The organism is Spirosoma pollinicola, assembly GCF_002831565.1.
In the GTDB taxonomy this organism is placed as follows: Bacteria; Bacteroidota; Bacteroidia; order Cytophagales; family Spirosomataceae; genus Spirosoma; species Spirosoma pollinicola.
Genome location: NZ_CP025096.1, coordinates 6,564,087 through 6,587,932 on the forward strand (window position 1 = coordinate 6,564,087; position 23,846 = coordinate 6,587,932).

Below are 23,846 nucleotides of genomic sequence, written 5' to 3' on the forward strand. Positions count from 1 at the left end.
AGAGCCATAAACCGAAAACTTTTTTATTTCATTGATACCGCCGTCGTGCCGATGTACTTCATCAGGTTAGCCACAGCAGGTTCGGTTACTTTTAGGAATGTATGTGGGTAAATGCCTATCCAGAAGACCAGCACAATCAACGGGATAAATACCCAGCTTTCAGAGGTGGTCAGGTCAGCGAATGATTCAGTACGGGACGAGGTAGGACCGAACATACTTTTCTGGAACATACGAAGCATGTATACGGCACCAAAAATAATGGTAAACCCAGCCGCCAGACCCAGATAATGATTGTAGGTAAAGACTCCATGCAACAATAAAAACTCACCGATGAACCCATTCGTAAGCGGTAATGCTACACTTCCTAACAGTATAATCAGGAAATAGACGGTCAGTTTAGGTGTTGATTGAGTAATACCACCGAGTTGGTCGAGCTGGCGGGTATTTGTGCGCGAGAAGATAATGTCGGCAACAAAAAACAAGCCTACTACATTGATACCATGCGCGAGCATTTGCACCAGTGCGCCCTGCATCCCGGTTTCTGTTTGGGAGAAAACGCCAGCAGCCATCAGGCCAACGTGTGAGAACGACGAGTAAGCAATCAGCCGTTTCATGTCGCGCTGACGAATGGCAATGATCGCTCCGTATATAATACCGATAACAGCTAAAATGATGGCGGTTTTCCCCCAGGTTTCTACGCCAAGCGGTACAATGGGAAGAATAAAGCGAATCAGGCCGTAAACCCCCATTTTGAGCATGATACCCGCCAATAGCATGGTGGCAGGGGTTGGCGCTTCGACATAGGTATCGGGTTGCCAGGTGTGAAACGGGAACACCGGCATCTTGATCGCGAAGGCGATGAAGAAGGCCCAGAAAACCCAGTTCTGCGCTTCGGGAGTAAGCTTGAGCTTGTAAAAATCAGCGATAGCCGATGAGTGGGTGGCCACGTCTGTTGCAGGTGTCTGGAAATAAAGATAGACCAGCGCTAACAACATGAACAGACTGCCAAAGATGGTATAAACGAAGAATTTAAACGTAACCGGAATCCGGTTTTCGCCACCCCACATAGCAGCCAGGAAGTAAATCGGGATCAGTGCCGCTTCGAAGAAGAAGTAAAACAGAAAACCATCGCGGGCCGTAAAAACGCCCATTAGTGCCGCCTGCATAAACAGCATTAGGGCATAGAATGTGGCAGGTTGTTTATAGGTTCGATTAAAGGTCGATAAAACGATAAACGGCACCAGCAGCCCTGTCAGCAGTACCAGCAGAACACTGATACCGTCGATACCTGCGCTCAACCGGATACCCAATGAACTGATCCAGGGATAATCGAAGCCAAATTGCGAAGTGGCATCGGGGGTAAAGACAAAAAAAGCATAACCAGCCAGCGCAAGCTCGACCAGTGCGGCTACCAAAGCGATCTGTTTTATCCGCTCTCCCCCAATAAGAAAAATCAGGGTGGCCGCTACGGCAGGGTAAAGAATAAGAAAAAGAGTAAGCATATTATCGATTTACGATATACGATGGACGAATGACGATTACGCGCCAACGTTATGATTATAACCGAATGAAGAACCGTAGGGCAAAAATGACGACGATACTCACGACCATTGCCAGAACATAAAAGCCAATTGAGCCGCTTTGCAATAACCGCAACTGCGCCGAACTTTTCTGCACAAGCCAGGCTACGCCATTGACAACACCATCGACAAGCCCTTCGCCGAAACTATAGAGCGTGTCACCCAACCCACGGATTGGCCGAATAATGATGGTTTCATACAGTTCGTCAACATAATATTTGTTGTAGATCACCTGCTCAGGTAGTGAACGTTCGCTCGATTCAGGAGCCGGTATAGCCTGACGGCTAATGTACATGATATAGGCAATAACAAGTGCCAGCAAAGCAACACCTGCCGAAACAGCCATCAATATGTATTCTGTACTATGCTCAACGGTCGATTCGGCAAAAGCTTCGGGACTTATCAGCCTTGACCCTTCGAAGATGGGGGCCATAAAATGACTCAGCCAGCCACCACCCGGCAGATTCAATCCGCCACCGATAGCCGACAACACAGCCAAAACGATTAGAGGAAGAGTCATGGATATAGGGGACTCGTGCAGATGGTGCCTTTGTTCTTCCGTTCCCCGGAACTCGCCAAAGAACGTCAGAAACAGCAACCGGAACATATAGAAAGACGTTAGACCGGAACCCAGAACGCCTAATGCCCAAAGCAGTTTATTGTGCTCAAATACGTGAGCCAGAATTTCATCTTTCGAGAAGAACCCGGCAAAGGGTGGTAAACCCGAAATAGCTACCGTTCCAATTAGAAAGGTAATAAATGTGATGGGCAATGATTTCCGCAAACCACCCATCTTCCGAATATCCTGTTCGTCGGACATGGCGTGAATAACGCTACCAGCCCCCAGGAATAGAAGGGCTTTGAAAAAGGCGTGCGTAATAACGTGGAACATACCCGCCGTGTAAGCCGTTGCGCTCAGGCCAAGAAACATGTAGCCTAATTGTGAAACGGTAGAGTAGGCAAGTACTTTCTTGATGTCGTTTTGAAGTAGCCCGATTGAAGCCGCCAGCAGTGCCGTTACAATAGCAATACCGCCAACGATTTCGAGCGTGAGCGGAGAGAGCGTGTAAAGGACGTTCGACCGAACAACCATATAAATACCCGCCGTTACCATGGTCGCTGCGTGGATCAGGGCTGATACGGGGGTTGGACCAGCCATAGCATCAGGCAACCACGTATAGAGCGGAACCTGTGCTGATTTACCCATAGCGCCAACAAACAGCAGCAGCGTAATGGCTAGTACTGTTTTATCACCTATCGCTAAACTCGTAGCCTGTTTAAAAATGTCGATGTACTCAACCGTGCCGAACGTGTTGATGAGCATGAATATGCCCAGCAAAAAGCCCAAATCCCCAATACGGTTCATGACGAAGGCTTTTCGGGCGGCATTGTTGTAGCTGATGTTCTTGTTCCAGAAGCCGATGAGCAGATACGAACAAAGCCCTACACCCTCCCAGCCAATGAACATGATGACGTAGTTTGACCCCATCACCAGCAACAGCATAAAGAAAATAAAGAGGTTCAGGAATGACATAAACTTGCCAAATCCTTCGTCGTGGCTCATGTAGCCAATGCTGTACAGGTGAATCAGCGAGCCGACGCCCGTTACAACGAGCAGCATCAACAAGGATAGCTGATCGATCTGGAACGAGAAGTTGATGTGTAAATCGCCGACACTGATCCAGTCAAAGAGCGTAGCAACTATAGGTTGAGAGTCGCTGGCGAAGGAGCTGAACAGATAAATAGACAGCAGAAAGGACGCCAGCACAGCCGCTGTTGAGATCACTCCGGCCAGACCTTTCGGTATCTGACGAAAGCCGAGGCCATTGATAAGAAAGCCAAGTAACGGAAAGAGCGGAATTAACGCACAGAGTAATTCTATTTTCATTTTTTTAGTCGGTGAGTTGGTAAATCAGTAATTGGTTGGCACACGTTTTTCTGTTCTACCAACTCACTGATTTAGCGACCAATATTACCATTTCAATTTATTGAGCAATCCCACGTCGATAGAACGGGTATTGCGGTAAATCATGACAATAATGGCCAGACCAACCGATACTTCGGCGGCAGCGACGGCCATAATAAAAAAGACGAATACCTGCCCCGCAGAGTCGGAACGGTACGACGAGAACGCAATTAGTAACAAATTGACCGCATTGAGCATTAGCTCAACGGACATAAAGATAATAATTGCGTTGCGCCGGGTTAATACACCTATGATGCCGATAACGAAAAGCGCGGTACTGAGAATCAGGTAGTACGTAAGCGGTATTTGTTGAATGACTTCCGGAATGAGGACGTCCTGCGTGGGTTGCATGGCTTGCCGGTTAATACAAAGTTCCGCAAAGGTAAAGATTATTCGGAATTGGCGTAAATGTGTTTTTGCGTCTCCAAGCTGACTTGAGGTAAAACTACAGCAAAACTGTGTTCTTCCGCGAAGTTACTCGTATAGATTTTGCCAGATTGGGCTTTTAACGCGGGTAAACTATCGTTTTGCGGAGTTTCCTGTTTTTATATTCCGTAGTTCTACGCTAAAAATCGCTGCCTTTTCCGATCAATTTTGACCAAATAAGCTACTGACAGTCAAAAGATTACTATTTAATCAATTTAACATATGAAAACTTTCTTTATAGGCCTATGCATTCTTTTTCTGGCTGGTTGTAAAAAAAGTGATGATCCACTAAAAACAGTAAATGACATTACGTTAATGGCAAACCCACTCAGCGTGCCCATAAGTAGTTATGACGCAGGGCCTTACGTACTACAATCAGTGCTCGTTGGGAATTCTGTTTATTTTGGTAATTGGTCGAATACAGCGAAAACACAATTTTTTGTCCGCTATGATTTATCGGCCAATTCCTTCTCATCAGCATTAACAAAATCGACTAATGTTTGTGGATGTGGGTATAGCAGTCATTTAATAAGTGATGGAACAAATATTTTTTACATCGCCAACGATGCCACAAAATATACAGCTTCGTCCAATACATGGTCGACTTTAACATACCCCACTACAGCAAAAGACAATGCCGGAGAGGCTGGGGTTGTGTATTACAACGGAAACATCTACTTCGTTGGAGGACGCACGCCAAGTACGCTTTTCAAGTACTATAATATCAGCCAAGACAAATGGTTTACATCGCCTAACTACCTGTATCCGACCACCAGCAGCGAAATGGCCGCTTACAAAGACCGAATTTATGTACTGGGGGGACAAGGCGCCAAGAAGAAGATGGCTTATTATTCCACCACAGCAAACACATGGACAGCGGTAAATGATGCGCCCGTTGAGATTTCCAGTAATGCCAATACTATTTTCTCAGCTATCCTGGGCGACTACTTGTATCTGCTGCAAGGCCAGTCTGTCTATATCTACGACATTGCCAACGATACATGGGCTGCTAATCCGATTATGCTTAGTGGGCTACCCAACTCTGCAAATCTGTTTTCGAATGGACAGAAGCTATACATTACAGGAAAAAATACGTCAAACATTCCCGTAGTGACGGAGCTGACCGTATCGACAAAATGAGTTGCAGGGGTTAATAGACAAAATTACGGCCGTGACAGAGTTAATCGTCTCGACTAAATAAATGAAGAGGATACATACAGGATTAGAGCAAATAATCCTGTATGTATCCCTTCCCTACTTTAACGCTTTCCATTGCTGAACAGCCGTAACCGGATTTCGGTCAATCGTCGTTTCGTATCGAGCGGGAACTCTCCTTTTAGTATCCAATCATAGAACGAAGGCTCTTTCTTTAACACATCGAGTACAGGTGTGCCTTTGTGCTTCCCGAAATTAAAGACTTCTTCGCCTTTTTCGTTCAGGATCATTCGCCCGGCGAGGTCAATGTTTTTATTCGCGGTCAGGCTGTGAAGCATGTCGATGTCATTCTCGAACACAACCTCCGTTCCACTGTCCGACTTAGCGACCATTCCCATGTACCGTTGCACCTGTGCGTCAAGCACTTCGAGCGTAGCAATCGTATCGGCTTCAGCACCGTGAGCCCCAATCAGATCTTTTTTGCAGTAAAATTTGTACGCTGCCGAAAGATTACGTGGTTCCATCAAGTGAAAAATCCGCTGAGCATCTACTGATCGCCGGTTTTTCATGTCAAAATCCACATTGGCCCGTAAAAATTCTTCAACCAGGAGGGGTACATCGAACCGATTACTATTGAAACCGGCCAGATCGCAACCGTCCAGGAATTGAGCCAATGTCCGGGCAACCGCCTTAAATGGTGGTGCATCCTGAACATCGTCATCATAAATTCCGTGAATCAGGCTCGACTCCAGAGGAATAGGCATACCGGGGTGAACACGCTGATTTTTGATAACCACCTCGCCACCCGGCAACGCTTTAATAATGCAAATATCAATAATGCGGTCTTTTGCGATATTGATGCCAGTTGTTTCGAGATCGAAAAAGGCCAGCGGCTTTTTGAGTACAAGTTGATGCGTCATAACCAAACCGGTTTTTCAGGGTTTGACCACAAAGGTAAACAGCTTTAGCTTTTTAGCAGTTCGTTAATCCATTTTATACCATTCCGTACGGCGTCGACAGATGGCATTTTATTTTCCTGCATCAATTCCCGAATGGCAATAATATCCTGATCGCGTTTAAGTCCAGCCGCTGCTTTTATCTGACCGTCCTGAACGTATAGGGCTAAAAACGAGTCGCCTTCCTCTGGGTCGCCGTCATAAATTATATCATCTGTTTTAGTAGCGTGGCCAATATAATTAATACGCTTCCCCTGCTGGTTGCTCCAGAAAAACGGCACCATCCGATAAGGCTCTTCTTTGCCTGCCATATTTAGCCCAGCCACATGTCCTTGTTGCCCGGCCACTTTCCAGTGTTCAATTCGCTGGGTTCCATCAGCCACCGGATAATGAGCGACATCACCAGCCGCATACAAGTCAGTAGCTATTTGCAGGTATTCATCGGTTTTCACACCCCCATCTTTCTCCAGCGAAACACCCTCCAAAAAATCTGTTTTGGGTTTCACACCCAGACCAAGCAACACAAAATCAGCGGGTAGTCGCTCGCCATTGTCGAGTAGAACGGCTGTAACATGGTCGTTGCCTTCCAATCGGTCGATCTTACGGCCCAAATGAAATTGAATGCCTTCTTTTTCGTGCCAGCCCTGTATGACACGTCCAATTTTTTCGCCCAGAATTTTCTCAAAAGGCACCTTCTCTAACCCAACCACATTAACTTCACTACCAAGCTTTCGCAGGCTCATGGCTCCTTCCAATCCAATAAACGAGCTTCCGATAATAACCACCCGTTTGCCTGCCTGCCCAAGTTCGCGCAATTTCTGGCTGTCGTGCAGGCTACGCAACATATAAACTCCCATTAAGTTAGTCGCTAAATTGGGTAACGAATTGGGCGCACCACCAGGACAAATTAACGCTTTGTCGTAGTCCAGCGTTTCGCCGGAGGCTAATCCAATCTGTTTGGTTGCCGGGTTAAGGCTGGTTACGTGTTGGTTCGTGCGAACGTCGATGCCGTAATCTTTATAAAACTCATCGCTACGCAGCGACATCCATTCGTCGGGCGCTTTGCCTTGCAGGTAATCTTTGGAACAATTTGGCCGGTCGTAGGGTGCCTCTCTACTTTCTGTCAGCATCACGATCTTTCCCGTGAAGCCCCCCTCGCGCATTCCCTCTGCGGCAAATGCACCTGCACCCCCACTTCCGATAATTACGTAAGTTTCTGAGTTGGCTTCGTCCGGCGCCGACAAAGGGTTTTCTATACTTTCTTTGTTGGTAGTCAGGCGAACAAAAACCTGGTCGCCTTCTATACGCACCTCATGGGTAGGCAAGCCGTTCAAGGCAGGTGCTTCAAGTCGGTAGCCATTTCTGACATCGAAACAGGCATTATGCCAGGGGCAAACGAGCCGATGCCCATTCAACAATCCTTTGGCCAAAGGGCCATTATAATGAGAACATTTTGGATGTAAGGCAAAGTATTGCCCATCTACGCGGGCCAGCAATACATCGGTGTCGTTAACGCGAACTTCTTTTAGTTCACCATCGGTCAGATCATCGACGTGGCAAACGGCGGCTTCGGAATAATCAGCTATCATGAGCGGTTGAGTTTGTCCTATAAACTCACCAACTGGCTGATTTGATTTTTTTGGCAGTTACGACTACCTTATAACTAACTCATATACAGATATATAGTAACTTGTGAGCAACTATTTTCAACGATCATGTTCCAAAATAGACCCATTTATTGGCCATACCTTATTTATGCCGCAGTTTATTCATTACCCTTTCCCTTGAGTGCTTTAGAAGCTATTTGAGTTTAAAAAGCATTTTTTTAGGCAAAAGCGATTTTTCAAACGATTTCTTTCATCTTTTTAATCTCTAGTTTACACTTAAGGACTTATTATTTTGGTTTTTATATATTTGTTGATTTTCACGCTTACCAGTGTAACTGAATGAATACAAAACTCTTTTTTATCTGTTGTCTGTTATCGGCAACGACATTTGCTCAAAATTTACGCGGACGCATCACCAACGAAGCAACGGGCAGCCCGCTGCCTGGCGTAGCCATTGTGTTAATAGGTCATCAATTTGGCACAACAACAAACAGTGATGGTGATTTTTCTATGAAATTGGGCCCCGGCCAATATACGTTGCGATTCAGCTCGATAGGGTCCGAGACAATCGAACGACACGTAACCATAGAAGCGGGTGAAAACCAGCGACTTAATTTGGCACTGCAAATTTCTCAGACCAGCCTAAATGAGGTAACTGTGGTGGGGTCGCGCAACCTGAATCGCTCCGTTACCGACTCGCCCGCGCCTATTGATCTAATAGATGTGCGTCAGGTAACGTCGAAAACCGGCCAGTTGGATGTAAATCAGCTCCTGCAATTTGTAGCTCCGTCGTTTAACTCCAACCGACAGACTGGTTCTGACGGGGCCGACCACGTAGATCCAGCTTCCCTGCGCGGTTTAGGGCCTGATCAAACCCTGGTTCTGATTAATGGTAAACGTCAGCACCAATCCTCGCTGGTTACGTTATTTGGCACGCGAGGTCGTGGCAATACAGGTACCGATCTAAATACAATTCCGGCGGCCGCTATTGAGCGTATTGAAATTCTCCGTGATGGGGCAGCTGCTCAGTACGGCTCCGATGCCATTGCGGGGGTTATTAACATTGTACTGAAAACTAGTACCAATCAATTGAATGCCAATGTCAATTACGGCGCGTACCAGGCTAAATTTCGCTTCGATAATCAGAAATTCGATGGCGGAAACTTAAACGTGAATGCCAATTATGGCTGGCATATTAGAGAAACAGGCTTTCTGAACGTAACGGCCGATTTTAACCAACGCCAACATACCAACCGCGCCAATACCCCCGGTATCGACTCTACACTTCAACGGCGTCAATTTGGCGATTCGAAAATTACGAATACCTCACTCTATGCCAATGCGGAGATTCCACTCTCAGACAATACGCGTATGTATGCGTTTGGGGGCCTGAATTCTCGTAAAGGGGATGCCTACGCCTGGACCCGTTCGGCAGATAGTCCACGTAATATAACATCTATTTACCCGGATGGATTCGATCCTATTATTACAAGTGCCATTGTTGATAAAACATTTGCGGCTGGTGTACGAACGAAAATAAACGATTGGAATGTAGATTTTGGCAATATTTTTGGCTCGAATCGCTTTGACTATGGCGTTAAGAATACGCTAAACACATCCTTGGGTACCTCCTCTCCCCGTGAGTTTAATGCGGGCGGATTTCAACTGCAACAAAACGTTACCGGATTACACTTCACCCGCTTCTTTTCCAATACATTGCAAGGTCTGAACGTAGCTTTTGGATCGGAGTTCCGGTACGAAGATTACAAAATCTTTGCGGGAGAGGAAGCCTCATATAAGGCTTACGATGTTACAAGGGCTGCGGGTTCGCAGGGCTTTCCTGGTTTTCAGCCGGGCAATGCCTTAACTAAAAGCCGTATCAACCTGGGGTTATATGTCGACACAGAAGCCGATTTAACAAAAGCCTTCATGATTGGTGCCGCTGCCCGGTACGAAAATTATAGCGATTTTGGTAGTACGCTGAATGGAAAGCTATCGAGTCGATTGAAAATAAGCCCATCATTTCTGCTGCGCGGTACGCTCAGCTCTGGCTTCCGGGCTCCATCGCTGGCACAGACCTATTTCAATTCGACCATTACTAACTTTGTTGGCGGCCAGGCTGTACAGGTGCAAATTGCTCAGAATGGAAGTGCCATTACGCAGGCCTTGGGCGTACCTCCGCTTAAGCAGGAAACATCTGTTAACGCCAGTCTGGGATTTACCAGTCATTTAGGTAGCGGCTTTACGTTAACTGTAGATGCTTATTATGTTAGAATCAAAGACCGGGTTGTTTTGACAGGCCAGTTTACAGATGATTTACCAGCAATTGCACCCGAATTACAGAAATTGAACGTAAGTCGAGTGCAGTTTTTCACGAACGCTATATCGACCAAGACACGGGGTATCGACATTGTACTAGCGCATCATACGTTGATAGGCGACGGGCGGCTGAACACGTCGCTTGGCATGAATTTCAATTCGCTGGACACGATCGGCGTGAACACGAATGCCAAATTAAAGCCTTATAAAGACCTGTATTTTGATCTGCGTGAGTATTACTTCGTGAAAGCATCGGCACCTCCCTCCAAAATGAATATAACGGTTGATTATAGTATCAATAACTGGGCATTTCTGCTTCGTGTAGTTCGTTTCGGGGAAGTAAAACTGGCAAACTGGAATTACGATGCGGCTAATCTGGATATTTATCGACCTAAAGCAGCAACCGATTTATCCATCTCATACCGGTTTACGCGCCAGATTGGGCTATCCGTTGGCGGATCTAACATCTTTAATGTTTATCCAGACATGCATCGGGCCGATCTTACCGAATCAGGTGGTGCGTGGGACCCCGTCCAGATGGGTTTCAACGGGGCTTATTGGTTTGGCAAGATGAACTTCAAGTTTTAAGAGCTTAGCCTGCCCGTACGAAAAGCCCATCACTAATGCCTTTTGACGTGGCATTAATGATGGGCTTTCTGATGAATTACTTATCCATAAAAAAGTCGATACAAAAATGTATCGACTTGAAAATCAAGAAAATCCTTAAAATCCCGGTTTATTTCGACGTCGCCATAACCATCTTGATATTCAGCTTCGCTCCGGTTTGGAGTACATCGACCAAATCCTGTACGGTTAAGGTTTTATCAAAGCGCACGACAACAGTTGGTTCTGCAATACCAGCCATCATTATTTTCAGCTCGTTCTCCAGATTGACCGGATCAACTGGTTTTTTGTCGATGTAATATTTCTTATCAGCATCAACCGATAGTGTCACCTGTTTTTTGCTTAACTGCTGCGTAGAGGCCGCTTTAGGTAATAGCAATTTAATAACATTCGGGTTGGCCACCGTCGAGATGATCAGGAAGAACAACAGCAAGAAAAACATGATGTCATTCAGGGATGAAGTCGCGACTTCGGCAGCAAATTTTGTTTTACGTCGGAGTTTCATAGTTGGCAATGAATAATGGATAATGGACAATGGATAAAGTACTAGTGCACCTCCGTTATTCATTATCCATTGTACATTAAAAAATTACCGCATCCGGGCGGGCTCGGTTGTTGGTTTTTGAAGAACTTCGATAAACTCGAAAGCATTTACCTCCAGCGAGAGGGTAAACCGCTCGATCATCATATTGAGCAGGTGATAGCCTGTGTAGGCAATAACCCCCACAATAAGACCGGAGCCCGAGGTGATCATTTTTTCGTATAAGCCCCCGGCAATAATGCCAACGCTAATATTGTCGGACAGCGAAATATCGTAGAAAATCCGAATAATACCGGATATGGTGCCGATGAAGCCTAGCATCGGCGCAATACCGGCAATGACGCCCAGATACCCCATGTTCCGTTCTAAACGAGAGAGTTCGATCTGCCCAACGGTTTCGATAGTACTTTCAATTTCCCGGATAGGCGATCCGATACGGCCAATGGCTTTCTCGAATACGCGACCCATAGCCGTACGTTGATTTTTGGCAAACGACTCGGCCGATTTGATATTCCCCTGCGCCACCATATCCCGAATGTTATCGATAAAATTGGCGTCGTACCGGCTTTGCGAACGAATGACAAAATACCGTTCAAAAATCAGATAGAGGGCCGAAAACAACAAAAACGCGATGGGAATCATGACCCAGCCGCCTTTGGCTACCAAATCAAATAATTGTAACGTTTGGGGTTGAGCAGCCGTTGTGGCCGACAGTGATGTGGCCGTAGTATCAATAGCCGGAACCTGGAGCAAGAGCATACGAACGAGTCGGGTAAGTGTATGAGGGTAAACCTGTATTCGTTATTCAAACAAACGCCTGTGGGACGTATATTGTTGTCAAAGATAAGCAAGCCACCTGAAATCGTTCGAGAAAATTAGTGAACGCAGTTGAAGCATTGCTATCTTATCCCTACTTGCGTGTTTTGTACAACGCAGTACCAATCCATTGTACAAAACGCGCCCACTAAATCTATTTCAAAAAACAGCGTTACAGCTACATCACACCACTACGGCTTCAGCAGAATCTTTCCCCGACGACCTGGACGGTCGGCGTGGTCGATGGCTTCGGCAATCTGGTCGAGTGGGTACGAGGCTTCGACAGGCAGTTGAATTTTCCCCGATGTCAGCAATTCAATTACGTTTTGCGCAACGTCCTGCCGGGTATGGCTATCGACCCGACGCATCCAGTCGGTAAGCCAGAAACCCTTCACGGTCAACTCCCTGAATATCATCAGTCCCGCATTCAGGATGGGGTCCTGCAAGCTCATCAGCCCATAAATGAGCATTGTTCCGCCTTTAGCCAGACATTTAAACGCTTCTGTGGCGGTGTGACCACCAACGGCGTCAAGCACACAGGCAACCCCAACGCCATCTGTAATCTGCTTGACACGAGCCGCCAGATTTTCTGTTTCGGTATTGATTACCTCGGTCAAGCCAAGGGCTGTCAATTCGTCGTTCATATCATCACGACGAACAGTACCGATGGTTTTGATACCCCGCATGGCACAAAGCTGAATAACTAATTTGCCGAAAGCTGACCCAACCGCAGTGAGCATCAGCCAGCCGCCTTCCGGCACGCCCGAATCCTGCACCATTGCATAGGCCGTAAATGGATTGACAAATAACTGAGCCGCAACCTCGTCTGGCATGGCCTCGGGCACCGGAATCAGGCTTCGCTGATGCGCTATGGCATATTCTGACCAGGTCCCTACACTGGTAAAACTCACCCGTATACCGGTTTGCATCTCAACACCCTCTCCCAGGGCATCCACAATACCCACCCCTTCAAACCCGACTCCTGACGGAAATTGTGGCCTGATACCGTACATATTCTGCACGAACATGATGTCAGATGGATTGATTGGGGCCGCAATAACCTTAATGCGAACTTCCTTCGGACCGGGTTCGGGCAGAGCAATGTCGGTAGGTTTAAGAACATCGACGGGTTTTCCGGCCTGGGTAAAAATGATGCTTTTCATAAAGACGAATTGATAGACGAACGCATAAAATCCTGCCGTCAGGAGTAGGACGAACAAATGAATTTTTACTACTGTTTGGAATAGGGTCAAAAATATGACTTAATTCGCATAAACTATTCCTAAACCTTGAATCGAGTTGTTAGCCGAAAGTCGTCGGCCGATAGAAAAAAGAGGATTTTCTCTTTATCAATCGACCGACGACGGCTGACTGACAACGAATGACTTCTTATGCAAACTTCTCCCTTTCTAGGTGAATTAATTGGTACAATGGTGTTGCTGCTTCTGGGGAACGGAGTCGTAGCCAATGTGGTGTTAAAACAAACAAAGGGTGAATCGTCGGGCTGGATTGTCATTACCGCAGGCTGGGCCTTTGCTGTTGCGATGGGCGTTTTTGTCGCTAAAGCCTTTGGAAGCGTCGATGCACATTTAAACCCCGCCGTTACGGTCGCCTTTGCGGTGGCAACAAACGATTTCAGCCACGTGGTACCCTATATTACAGCGCAAATGATCGGCGCATTCTTAGGAGCCACACTCGTCTGGCTACATTATCTCCCCCATTGGGCAGCCACCCCCGATCCCGAAGCCAAATTAGCCTGTTTTGCTACCGGGCCAGCCATTCGCAAACCCAGTGCCAACTTTTTAAGCGAAGCTATGGCAACGCTGGTACTTATTCTTGGACTGGCGGGTATCTCCTCCAAACACCTGGGCGAACTGGCTATTGGCGTTGGTCCCTATCTGGTCGGAATTTTGGTTTGGAGCATTGGCCTGTCACTGGGCGGCACAACGGGTTATGCCATGAGCCCCGCCCGCGATTTCAGTCCGCGTCTGGCTCATGCTCTCCTACCCATTCCCAACAAAGGGTCATCTGACTGGGGCTATGCCTGGGTACCTGTTGTGGGTTCGCTGGTAGGCGCTACTATTGGTGGGTTATTGATTCGCTGGTTTACATTGTAATTTTTAAGTCTCTTTTCGCAATTTCAGATTCTTATGCCCTCCTACATAGCCGCTATTGACCAGGGAACAACCAGCACCCGTTGTATTGTATTTGACAAGCAAGGCAAAATCGTTTCCGTTGCTCAGAAAGAACACAAACAGATTTATCCGCAACCAGGCTGGGTAGAGCATGATCCCGAAGAAATCTGGCGCAACACACTCGAAGTCATCGCCCTGGCTCGCATTAAAGGGAAGCTTTCAGTACAGGATATAGCTGCCGTGGGCATTACCAATCAACGCGAAACTACCGTTGTCTGGAACCGCCGAACGGGCAAGCCGTATTACAACGCCATTGTTTGGCAAGACATGCGCACCGCCGATCTGGTTATCGAGTACTCGGGCAATGGCCACGGACAGGATCGTTTTCGTGCGCAAACCGGCCTTCCCCTGGCCACCTATTTTAGTGGTCTAAAACTGAAATGGCTGTTGGATAATGTGTCGGGCCTTCGCGAAGATGCCGACCGGGGCGAAGCCATTTTCGGTAACATGGATACGTTTGTCGTCTGGAACCTGACGGGCGGCACCAACGGTGGCTTGCACCTCACCGACGTCACCAATGCCAGCCGGACGCAACTCATGAATCTGCATACACTCGACTGGGACGATAGCTTACTAAGCGACTTTACGGTGCCACGAGCTATGTTGCCCCAAATACGGCCCAGTAGTGAAGTATATGGAACCGTATCGTCGGAGGTATTGCCGGGGGTTCCCGTGGCGGGTATTCTGGGCGATCAGCAGGCTGCTCTTGTTGGGCAAACCTGCTTTGAGCCGGGACAGGCAAAGAACACCTACGGCACCGGCTGCTTTCTACTGATGAACACTGGCACCGAACTCAGAACCTCCACTTGTGGCCTGTTGACAACGGTGGCCTATCAGTTTCAGAATGAACCCGTTCATTACGCGCTGGAAGGTAGCGTAGCCATTACGGGCGCCCTGGTGCAGTGGCTGCGCGACAACCTTGGTATCATTAAGAAAAGTACGGACATTGAAACCCTTGCCCGGTCGGTTGAGGACAATGGTGGCGCTTATTTCGTACCAGCATTTTCGGGCCTTTACGCGCCCCACTGGAAAGCCGACGCGCGTGGCGTTATTGCGGGCTTAACGCGATTTGTGACCAAAGGTCATCTAGCACGAGCGGTTCTGGAAGCAACAGCTTACCAAACCGTCGATGTAGTCCGGGCTATGGAACAGGATGCGGGCGTGTCGCTCAAATCCCTGCGTGTGGATGGCGGCATGGTTGTCAATTCATTGCTGATGCAGTTTCAGTCCGATGTGTTGAACGGACCCGTGGTGTGCCCCCGTATGACCGAAACAACCGCCCTGGGAGCTGCCTATGCCGCCGGACTGGCGGTTGGGTACTGGCAAAATCTGGACGACTTACGCCAGAATTGGGGTGTCGCCCGAACGTATGAACCCAATATGGACGATGCCCATCGAAAAAAACTCATGCGCGGCTGGCAAAAGGCCATTGAGCGGTCGTTTGGGTGGGAAGAGTGAGTTGGTAAAATAGTGAAGTAGTCGAATAGTGTTCTAGTAATAGTGAGTTTTGAGAATCCCCTTCACTGTTAAACCTCTTCACTATTCGACTACTCCACCATTTTACCATTTCACTACTCCACTACTTTAGGCTTCATTTCTTCGGCCAACATCAGACGTGTTTGAGGCAGACTTTGCGGGTATTCATCGCGGAGGAACGCAATGATTTGTTCGCGCATGTGACAACGTAAATCGAACGCCGACGGCGAATCCGACGCTGACACCAGAATACGTATAACAATACAGGTAGGCTGCGTATCAGTTACTTGCAAGGCAAAGGTTTCTCCTGTCCAGAGAGGGTCGTTTTCGGCTATTTCACGCGCTTTTTCGCGTACCTTTTCAACTGGCACATTATAATCCAGGTACAGAAAAACAGTACCAATAATGGATGCATCCGAGCGTGTCCAGTTCTCAAATGGCTTTTCAACGAAGTAGGTAATGGGTAAAATCAGTCGACGACGGTCCCAGATTCGCACGATCACGCTGGTCAGATTGATTTCTTCAATTCGTCCCCACTCCTTTTCGACTACGACCGCATCGCCCAGACGAATTTGCTGGTTGAAAGCAATCTGAATGCCAGCCATTAAGTTGGCCAGTGTTTTCTGTGCAGCAAAACCAATCAATACGGATACTACGCCAGCCGATGTCAGGACGCTCAGCCCTACTTTGCGGCTGCCCTGAAACGAAATCAGCAAGAGTGACGCGCCAATTACAATGACGCCAGCAACCAGTAGCCGACGAAAAAAGCGAACCTGTGTAACAAATTTCCTGTGCGATAGATTAATGTCCTGAACTGTATCATACCGACGAATGAGCAGTAGTTCGCCCACCTTCAACAATTGAACGACCAGCCAGGTAGTAGCAATCAGAAATACAACCTCGGCTGTTTTATCGGCTATAGGATGCCGACGTAGAAAACGAGCGGATTGTATATTGGTTGCCAGAAGAAAAAACATAGCAGGCACAAAAACCCAGAATGCCCAGCGCACATGTTCCTTAAGAAAAGCCAGCGTTTGAAATGGCCTGCGCCGAACGATGAACCGAACGGTCTGTGTCACGACAAAATCGACAGCCAGCCCAATTAATATGGCTATAGTAAGCAATACCCAACCCGATAAATCCCGGTTAGGAATATAGCCAAACCAGCGAACGGTGGCTCGTATCCATGATTCAAGTTGTTGTACCATATAATTTATAGACAAAAGTAAGGCCTATAAGGTTGAAAAAACCTTATAGGCCTATTTATCCTATCTGTATGAATGGCTCTTTCTTACGCTAGCAATGGCTTTACAACTTTTCCGTGAACATCTGTCAACCGGTATCGCCGTCCCTGGCTTTTAAATGTCAACTTTTCGTGATCGACGCCAAGCAGGTGTAAAATAGTTGCCTGAAAGTCATGAACATGAACGGGATCTTTGACCACATTATAACCGAAATCATCCGTCTCTCCATATACCATCCCTTTTTTAACACCAGCACCCGCCATCCAGACCGAGAAAGCGCGTGGATGGTGATCACGTCCGTAATTATCGCGGGTGAGTTTCCCCTGCGAATAAGCTCCCCGGCCAAATTCTCCGCCCCAAATTACAAGTGTATCGTCAAGTAAGCCGCGCTGTTTGAGATCCATAATTAATGCGGCTGAAGGCTGGTCGACGCTTTTCGCCTGCGTTTTAATATCGTTGGGCAAGTTGCCGTGCTGATCCCAGCCCTGATGGTATAACTGCACGAACTTTACGTCTTTTTCGATCAACTTACGTGCCAGCAGGCAGTTAGCCGCAAAGGTGCCCGGCTTGCGGCTGTCGGGGCCGTACATATCAAAAATATAGTCTGGTTCTTTCGAGATATCCAAGGTTTCGGGCACCGACGTCTGCATCCGATAGGCCATTTCGTACTGGGCCATCCGGTTATTTATTTCCGGGTCCAGCACGTGTTTATATTGCTCCTGATGTAGTTTTGTCAGGTAATCGAGCATCCGCCGACGGCTGGTTTTATCGACGCCTGGCGGATTATTCAAATAATAAACCGGGTCTGGCCCCGACCGAAAAACCACGCCCTGATGCACTGAGGGCAGGAAGCCATTACTCCAGAGTTTGGCATATAATGGCTGATCGCCGTCGCGCCCTTTAGAAAGCAGCACCACAAAAGCTGGAAGATTCTGATTGTCGGACCCCAAGCCATAGCTAATCCAGGAGCCGAAACTTGGCCGCCCTGCCTGCTGGCTCCCCGTCTGGAAGAACGTAATGGCCGGATCATGGTTGATGGCTTCGGTGTGCAGGGAACGGATAAAAGTCAAATCACCGGCAATACGCGACGTATGCGGCAACAATTCACTGAGCCACATCTGACCGGGGCCGTACTGAGCAAATTTATATTTCGAAGCTGCCAGCGGAAAACGACTTTGTCCGGCGCTCATGCCCGTTAAGCGCTGACCATTACGTACCGAAGCGGGTAAATCCTGCCCCCACATGGTTTCGAGCTTCGGCTTATAATCGAACAACTCCAGTTGAGAGGGTGCGCCACTCTGAAACAGATAAATTACGCGCTTCACTTTGGGCGGAAAATGCGGCTTCCCCACGGCTGGGTTCTCGCCCGGCATGGAGTTGCCCGGCGATGATGCCCCTCCAAACAGATTTGTCGGGTTCAAAAGCGATGCCAGCGCAATGGTACCTAAGCCCGCACTAGCTTGCCCCAGAAAATTTCGGCGGCTGAGCTGGTCATGTATTTCGTCCTGAATATCCATTGCCTTAATGTATCTGGCGCGGGTATTTACCCGTGCCTGTAATGAAGCCAGTATTTACTGGCGCGTGAAAATTAGCCATAATGCCAGTAAATACTGGCATTATTACAGGCACGGGTAAATACCCGCGCCAGACGCTATCGCTTTACAATCGCTTCGTCGAAATTCATAATCGTACTGGACACTACTGTCCAGGCCGCTAATTCGGCGGGGTTTAGCTTTTTATCAACGGGATACTCCCCAACGGATAACAACGCCATAGCCCGTTTTGGATTCTTTCTGAAATCCGCTAGTTCTTCAGCGTACAGTTGTTTCACCAGTCCCATTTCTTCCGGTCGCGCCGGACGACTGATTACGGCTTTGAAAATAGCGTTGATTATCGTACCAACTGCTAATGAGTTGTCTGGTGTTACCCGCTGTGCCAGCACTCGGGCAGCCTCTACAAACTGAGGGTCATTCAGGGTTACAAGCGCCTGTAAGGGCGTACTTGTTTTCTGCCGTTTCACAATGCAGGTGTGCCGTTCGGCGGCATCGAAATTCAGCATCATGGGTGCGGGCGATGAGCGTTTCCAGATAGTGTACATTGACCGCCGGTAGAGACTATCGCCGTGATTTTGAACATATTTAACAGCATTACGCGTTGCCAAAGCCTCCCAGATACCGGCGGGTTGATACGGCAGAACACTTGGCCCGCCAATACGCTGCGTCATTAATCCGCTTGCTGCCAATGCATTATCTCTCACCTGCTCCGCCGACATCCGATAACTTGGCCCGCGGGTCAGGAATGTATTATCCGGGTCAGTTTCCCGTATATTTTCCGGCACACTCGAAGATTGCCGATACGTAGCCGACATAACAATCATTTTGTGCATCGCTTTCGTATTCCACTGCCCGCCCGATTTTGAATCGCCCATATCGCGAAACTTCACAGCCAGATAATCCAGTAGTTCGGGGTGACTCGGTAATGCGCCCTGATTGCCAAAGTCATCACTATTTTTAGCTAATCCCTGCCCGAAATATTGCTGCCACATCCGATTAACCATGACGCGGCTAAACAATGGATTTTCGGGTGCCAGCAGCCATTCCGCCAACCCAAGCCGATTGGTTGGCATATCGCCGGATAATGGATTCAGGCTGTGTAACACGGCGGGTTTCACCACATCGCCGGGTGCATCGTAAGCACCGCGTTTGAGTAGGTGTGTTTCGCGCGGCACCGACCGTTCCTGCATAATCATTACCTGATCAGAATTGGTGTAGAGCGTAATTTGCTCACCACGCAGTTTCATCGCCTTGGCATATGTCGACCGATATACGGGGTCCTGCGTTTTGACATAATAAGTGTACAAGCCCGTCCGTTGGGCGGCAGTACGGTTAGCGACGGGCGTTTGGAGGGCAGCCATGAGCGCGTCGGGCTGACCGGCTAGCTGGGGCATTTCCAGTGGTGTCAGGCAGCGGTTATAGATACGCAACTCATCGACGGCAAAGTCTTTATAGAAGTTATCATGCATCCGGCCTACATAAAACGGGTGCTGTGCCCAATGGCTCTTATCTTTACCATATACCATGCTGTGTATCAGGTTATCGGCAACGACTTTCGTACGCAAAGGCCGACCGTTTAAATACAGGGTAATTCCCTTGGCCTGACCTGTACCATCATAGGCAAAAGCGACCTGGAACCACTGATGCACCGGCACTTTGTCGACCGTTTCAATGTCAATAGCATTGGCAGGCCAAACATGGCTAAAGGCCAGTTTCAGCCGCCCGTCGCCTAATAAGTCAAGTTGATAGCCACGCTGCCCATCCATTGGACCGGTCGTTCGCCCCATCAGTGTAAGGGCCATATTTGGCTTCGCCAGATTAAACCAGCTACTAACCGTAAACGACTCATTTTGCTCGAAGGCCCCGAAATTTCCGGGAAGTTCAATAAAGCTATCTCCCGCCAGATACCGGGCTTTCCCGAATCGACCGGGCACCGAATAGGGTACTTTGTCGGGATCGCCACCAAGTCGGGCGGGGATTGTATCATTCACCTGATTAGCGAATGCATTGCGAGGGTCTTTCCAGAGTTCTTCTTTCGTTTTACGTTTGGGAGCCTCTTTCTTTTCTGGTTTCTTATCACCAGGCTTACCAGCTTTGGCAATGCCTTCTTTTGTTCGTTTAGCGTCCTCCTCCCGTTTTTTCTTTCCGTCTTCAATCTTCCGCTTTTCATTTTGCGCTTTCACATACGCACCAATATCTGTCCGGTCGGCTTCATCGAATGTATAATGAGCTAACAAGCCCGAATCAATTGACGACGTTGCGTGCGTGCTGGCCAGCCATTTACCAAAACGTTGCTGATAATCGGGGCGGTTTGGATTAAGTTGTTGCTGAATTGGGGTCAGTTGCTCGCGGATAAATCGCAGCTTGGCGTCGGTTTCGGGCTTTGTGAGTGAAATTGTAGGAGCAGCCTCGCCGTTGTACGGAATCTGACCGCGTTCATTATTGCTGTTAAAAAAGGCAAACAACGAATAGTAATCTTTCTGGCTGATGGGGTCGTATTTATGGTCGTGACAACGGGCGCACTCCACCGTTAGGCCCAACATAGCCTTTCCAAATGTGTTTGTCCGGTCAGCAACGTATTCGGTTCGATATTCCTCGTCAACAATCCCGCCCTCCTGACTTTGCTGGTGATTGCGGTTGAAGGCCGTGGCAATGAGTTTCTCACGTTTGTCTTTCGACCCGGCCAGATTCGGCAACAGATCTCCGGCTAATTGCCAGGTAATAAACCGATCAAACGATAGATTGCGATTATAGGCCCGAATAACCCAGTCACGATAGGGCCACATCGTTCGCAAACCATCATCCTGATAGCCGTCGGTATCGGCATACCGAGCTACATCTAGCCATTCGACGGCCTGCCGTTCGCCATAATGCGGACTGTTGAGCAATCTGTTAACGACTTTTTCGTAAGCATTTGGTGATTTATCGGCCAGAAAGGCATCCACCTCGGCGGGTGTTGGTGGTAGACCTGTCAAGTCAAGGCTGACCCGGCGGAGCAAAGTTGTTTTATCGGCTTCGGGTGCGTGACCTACTTTTTTTGCTTCCTGTTTTGCCAGAATGAACCGGTCAATGTCATTTTTAACCCACTTTTCGTCTTTTACCTTCGGAAGTTCCGGCATGGTCGGCGCAATGAGCGACCAGTGTTCTTTGTATTCAGCCCCTTGCTCAACCCAACGAATCAGCATCGCTTTTTCTTCAGTCGTCAGGGTAAGATTCGACTTTGGTGTTGGCATCATTTCCTCCGGGTCGGTGCTGATGATGCGGTTGACCAGTTCACTTTTGGCCAGATTACCCGGAACAATGGCCGTATGGCCGCTTTTTGACAGCGCTTCATAAGCCCCCTCGGGAGTGTCTAACCGTAAACCCGCCTGTTGCTTGGCTTTGTCCGGCCCATGACACGCAAAGCAACGGTCGGACAGAATTGGCTTTACATGTAAATTATAGTCAACCTTTTCGGGTAAAGTGGCTTCGGCGACAACAATATCGGCTGGTTTTTCGACCGAGCTATGACAAGACGTTAGCCAGATAGACGCACCGAACAGACCAGCCGTTGCGCTGAGAAGAACGTATCGAAATCGCATGTCAGACCAGACGGACATATCAACGAACAGATTGATTATGAAACGAATTTACAAAATTAGCTCCAGATGGTACGTAGAAATTGTACTATCTTATCTTTATGATAGACTATTTTGCCAGTAGACAGGAAAGATCCCGATGGTAGTTTATGAAGACTTTGGTGAAGTTAATTTGGATAAACCCTGCTGTGTCAGGTCCTGAAACGCCAGCCTAGTCAGACCCGACATCACGGAGTAAAATACATTCCAAGGCAGCAAATATCAGATCCTAAAAACCCGTTTTTATTTCTTGGGCTCGCTAGCTTTCGACTCGCCCACTTTCACAAAATCAGCAACGGCCTGTTCGCTAATTCCACCAATTACTTCCAGCTTAGGCATGGCTGTTTTCAACCGGGCAATGCCTTCCTCAGTCACTTTAGTTTGCCAGAGATAAACCGTTCTCAGGTTCTTCATTCCGGCTAACTCGGTCAGGCCAGCATCGGTAATGGCCGTACCATAGAGATTTAGATACTCCAAATTAGCCAAGCCTTTTAACTGTTTCAGACCCACATCGGTCACGTTCGTTTCTTCCAGATGGAGCTTTTGCAGGTTTTTCAACTTGGCGACCTGACCAAGTGCCGCGTCAGAAATCTCGGTATCGCCAAGTTTAAGCCATACGATCTGGTTGCTAAGTTTTGGCAGCTCAGCCGCCTGCGCATCGTTGAATGTGTGAGCATTTACGGCACTAACTTCTAACTGATTCTGCTCTTTCGAAAGCGGTAATACGAGCAAATTCAGTTTTTTCAGTTCATCAACAATTTTCGAATCGGCGGCCGGCACTTTCATCGTTAACACCGGCGAATCGGGAGCGGGTCCTGATGCAACCTGAACGCCACCATTTTCAACCGGCCCACCGCCCCCTAATGACGCCAGCACAGGGCGGATAGCGTCATTCACCTTAAGATCGGAGACTTTTTTGTCGAACGGAGCACCCTGATCAATCCACCAGGTTAACAGCGCAATGTCGCTTTCTTTAAGTTGGTTTTTACCTTTAGGCGGCATATGGTGTTCGTCGTCTTCAGGCAAAAGGCACACTTTCACTAATTCACTAGCCGTGCTTTTGCCTGCCACCAACACCGGCCCATCTTCATACCCTTTCTTGATCATTTCGGGCGAATCCAGCCGCAAGCCCGCCTTCGATTTACCAGCATTATGACACTGTACACAACGGCTGTGCAAAATAGGGTTGACAATTTGCTGATAAACCATTGCCTGATTGACATCAGTAATCGGCTCAAATTTTACCTCTTTCTGCTTAGGTGGCACACCTGCCAGTGTCCGCATGGTTTCGGGCATATACTGGGTCAGGTAGTCGTCACCGTGGGTCAAATTGCCTCCCAAATGCCCGGCAGCCAGTAATAACACCAGTGACACGCCAAGTGCGGGTAGGTATAGTAGTTGCGCAAAGGGAAAAATGCGGCCCAGATTTTCGGACTTCACCGACCAGGCGAGCCAGGCAAACACGGCCACACCGATACCTTCCCATTTGTGGCTGCTCAGCGTTTCTTCTTCATAACCTCCCCCCAACGACAACATATACCCGAACAAACAGGCAAGCGTAGCACTCACCGCCGACCAGAACAGGATCAGCGTAATCGTGTGAGGACTAACTGAGTTGCGCCGGGTCAGGCGGTCAATTTCGAGAAGCCCGGCAATCAGCAGAAAGCCAATGGGCATGTGAACGATAAGTGGGTGAAAGTGACCCCAGAAAAGCACCCAGTCAGCAGGGGACGACGGATTAGCTTGCAACAAAATCAGCTCGCTCATAAGT

The 23,846-nt window shown here is 48.2% G+C and carries 16 protein-coding genes; 4 read left to right on the forward strand and 12 right to left on the reverse strand.

Annotation, left to right across the window (positions count from 1 at the left end; translation table 11 throughout):
* Nucleotides 1-23: 23 nt before the first annotated feature.
* From CWM47_RS27510 to nuoK, 3 genes are all read right to left on the reverse strand, one after another.
* The gene (locus tag CWM47_RS27510) at nt 24-1,502 is read right to left on the reverse strand and encodes a complex I subunit 4 family protein (protein ID WP_100991827.1); all 1,479 of its coding nucleotides are present in this window, start codon (nt 1,500-1,502) and stop codon (nt 24-26) included.
* A 55-nt stretch (nt 1,503-1,557) separates the two neighbouring features.
* The gene (gene nuoL / locus CWM47_RS27515) at nt 1,558-3,468 is read right to left on the reverse strand and encodes an NADH-quinone oxidoreductase subunit L (RefSeq protein WP_100991828.1); all 1,911 of its coding nucleotides are present in this window, start codon (nt 3,466-3,468) and stop codon (nt 1,558-1,560) included.
* Between the two features lie 84 nt (nt 3,469-3,552).
* Nucleotides 3,553-3,897 carry an NADH-quinone oxidoreductase subunit NuoK gene (gene nuoK / locus CWM47_RS27520; RefSeq protein ID WP_077132821.1) on the reverse strand — a complete coding sequence of 115 codons (345 nt, stop codon included), beginning with the start codon at nt 3,895-3,897 and terminating at the stop codon, nt 3,553-3,555.
* 297 nt (nt 3,898-4,194) lie between these two features.
* On the opposite strand from nuoK, the gene CWM47_RS27525 reads away from it, so the two are divergent.
* The gene (locus CWM47_RS27525; protein WP_100991829.1) at nt 4,195-5,112 is read left to right on the forward strand and encodes a Kelch repeat-containing protein; all 918 of its coding nucleotides are present in this window, start codon (nt 4,195-4,197) and stop codon (nt 5,110-5,112) included.
* Nucleotides 5,113-5,231: 119 nt separating this feature from the next.
* Here the strand turns inward: CWM47_RS27525 and CWM47_RS27530 are convergent, their stop codons facing one another.
* A complete protein-coding gene (locus CWM47_RS27530; RefSeq protein WP_100991830.1) occupies nt 5,232-6,047 on the reverse strand; it encodes a 3'-5' exonuclease in 816 nt (271 codons plus the stop codon).
* Between the two features lie 44 nt (nt 6,048-6,091).
* A complete protein-coding gene (locus CWM47_RS27535; protein ID WP_100991831.1) occupies nt 6,092-7,672 on the reverse strand; it encodes an FAD-dependent oxidoreductase in 1,581 nt (526 codons plus the stop codon).
* 357 nt (nt 7,673-8,029) lie between these two features.
* Between CWM47_RS27535 and CWM47_RS27540 the strand changes: the two genes are divergently transcribed.
* Nucleotides 8,030-10,597: a TonB-dependent receptor gene (locus CWM47_RS27540; RefSeq protein ID WP_100991832.1), complete on the forward strand. Its 2,568-nt coding sequence runs from the start codon at nt 8,030-8,032 to the stop codon at nt 10,595-10,597.
* A 148-nt stretch (nt 10,598-10,745) separates the two neighbouring features.
* Here CWM47_RS27540 and CWM47_RS27545 read toward each other — a convergent pair whose 3' ends face one another.
* The 3 genes from CWM47_RS27545 to CWM47_RS27555 all read right to left on the reverse strand — a co-directional run bounded on the left by CWM47_RS27545 (nt 10,746) and on the right by CWM47_RS27555 (nt 13,153).
* Nucleotides 10,746-11,138 carry an ExbD/TolR family protein gene (locus CWM47_RS27545; protein WP_100991833.1) on the reverse strand — a complete coding sequence of 131 codons (393 nt, stop codon included), beginning with the start codon at nt 11,136-11,138 and terminating at the stop codon, nt 10,746-10,748.
* Nucleotides 11,139-11,222: 84 nt separating this feature from the next.
* Nucleotides 11,223-11,933, reverse strand: coding sequence for a MotA/TolQ/ExbB proton channel family protein (locus tag CWM47_RS27550; RefSeq protein WP_100991834.1), 711 nt, complete (start codon nt 11,931-11,933; stop codon nt 11,223-11,225).
* Between the two features lie 248 nt (nt 11,934-12,181).
* Complete coding sequence (locus tag CWM47_RS27555; RefSeq protein WP_100991835.1) at nt 12,182-13,153, reverse strand: zinc-dependent alcohol dehydrogenase family protein; 972 nt, start codon at nt 13,151-13,153, stop codon at nt 12,182-12,184.
* 228 nt (nt 13,154-13,381) lie between these two features.
* Here CWM47_RS27555 and CWM47_RS27560 point away from each other — a divergent pair, with 228 nt between their 5' ends.
* Both CWM47_RS27560 and glpK read left to right on the forward strand, forming a co-directional pair.
* Nucleotides 13,382-14,107: an MIP/aquaporin family protein gene (locus CWM47_RS27560; protein WP_100991836.1), complete on the forward strand. Its 726-nt coding sequence runs from the start codon at nt 13,382-13,384 to the stop codon at nt 14,105-14,107.
* Between the two features lie 33 nt (nt 14,108-14,140).
* Nucleotides 14,141-15,643 (forward strand): glycerol kinase GlpK, encoded by a 1,503-nt coding sequence (gene glpK / locus CWM47_RS27565; protein ID WP_100991837.1) that lies wholly within the window; start codon nt 14,141-14,143, stop codon nt 15,641-15,643.
* 113 nt (nt 15,644-15,756) lie between these two features.
* Here glpK and CWM47_RS27570 read toward each other — a convergent pair whose 3' ends face one another.
* The 4 genes from CWM47_RS27570 to CWM47_RS27585 all read right to left on the reverse strand — a co-directional run bounded on the left by CWM47_RS27570 (nt 15,757) and on the right by CWM47_RS27585 (nt 23,842).
* Complete coding sequence (locus tag CWM47_RS27570) at nt 15,757-16,869, reverse strand: mechanosensitive ion channel family protein (RefSeq protein WP_100991838.1); 1,113 nt, start codon at nt 16,867-16,869, stop codon at nt 15,757-15,759.
* An 83-nt stretch (nt 16,870-16,952) separates the two neighbouring features.
* Nucleotides 16,953-18,422, reverse strand: a complete 1,470-nt coding sequence (locus CWM47_RS27575; RefSeq protein WP_100991839.1) for a DUF1501 domain-containing protein — start codon at nt 18,420-18,422, stop codon at nt 16,953-16,955.
* 134 nt (nt 18,423-18,556) lie between these two features.
* Nucleotides 18,557-22,057, reverse strand: coding sequence for a DUF1553 domain-containing protein (locus CWM47_RS27580; RefSeq protein ID WP_100991840.1), 3,501 nt, complete (start codon nt 22,055-22,057; stop codon nt 18,557-18,559).
* 261 nt (nt 22,058-22,318) lie between these two features.
* Nucleotides 22,319-23,842, reverse strand: a complete 1,524-nt coding sequence (locus CWM47_RS27585) for a c-type cytochrome domain-containing protein (protein WP_100991841.1) — start codon at nt 23,840-23,842, stop codon at nt 22,319-22,321.
* Between the last annotated feature and the right edge of the window lie 4 nt (nt 23,843-23,846).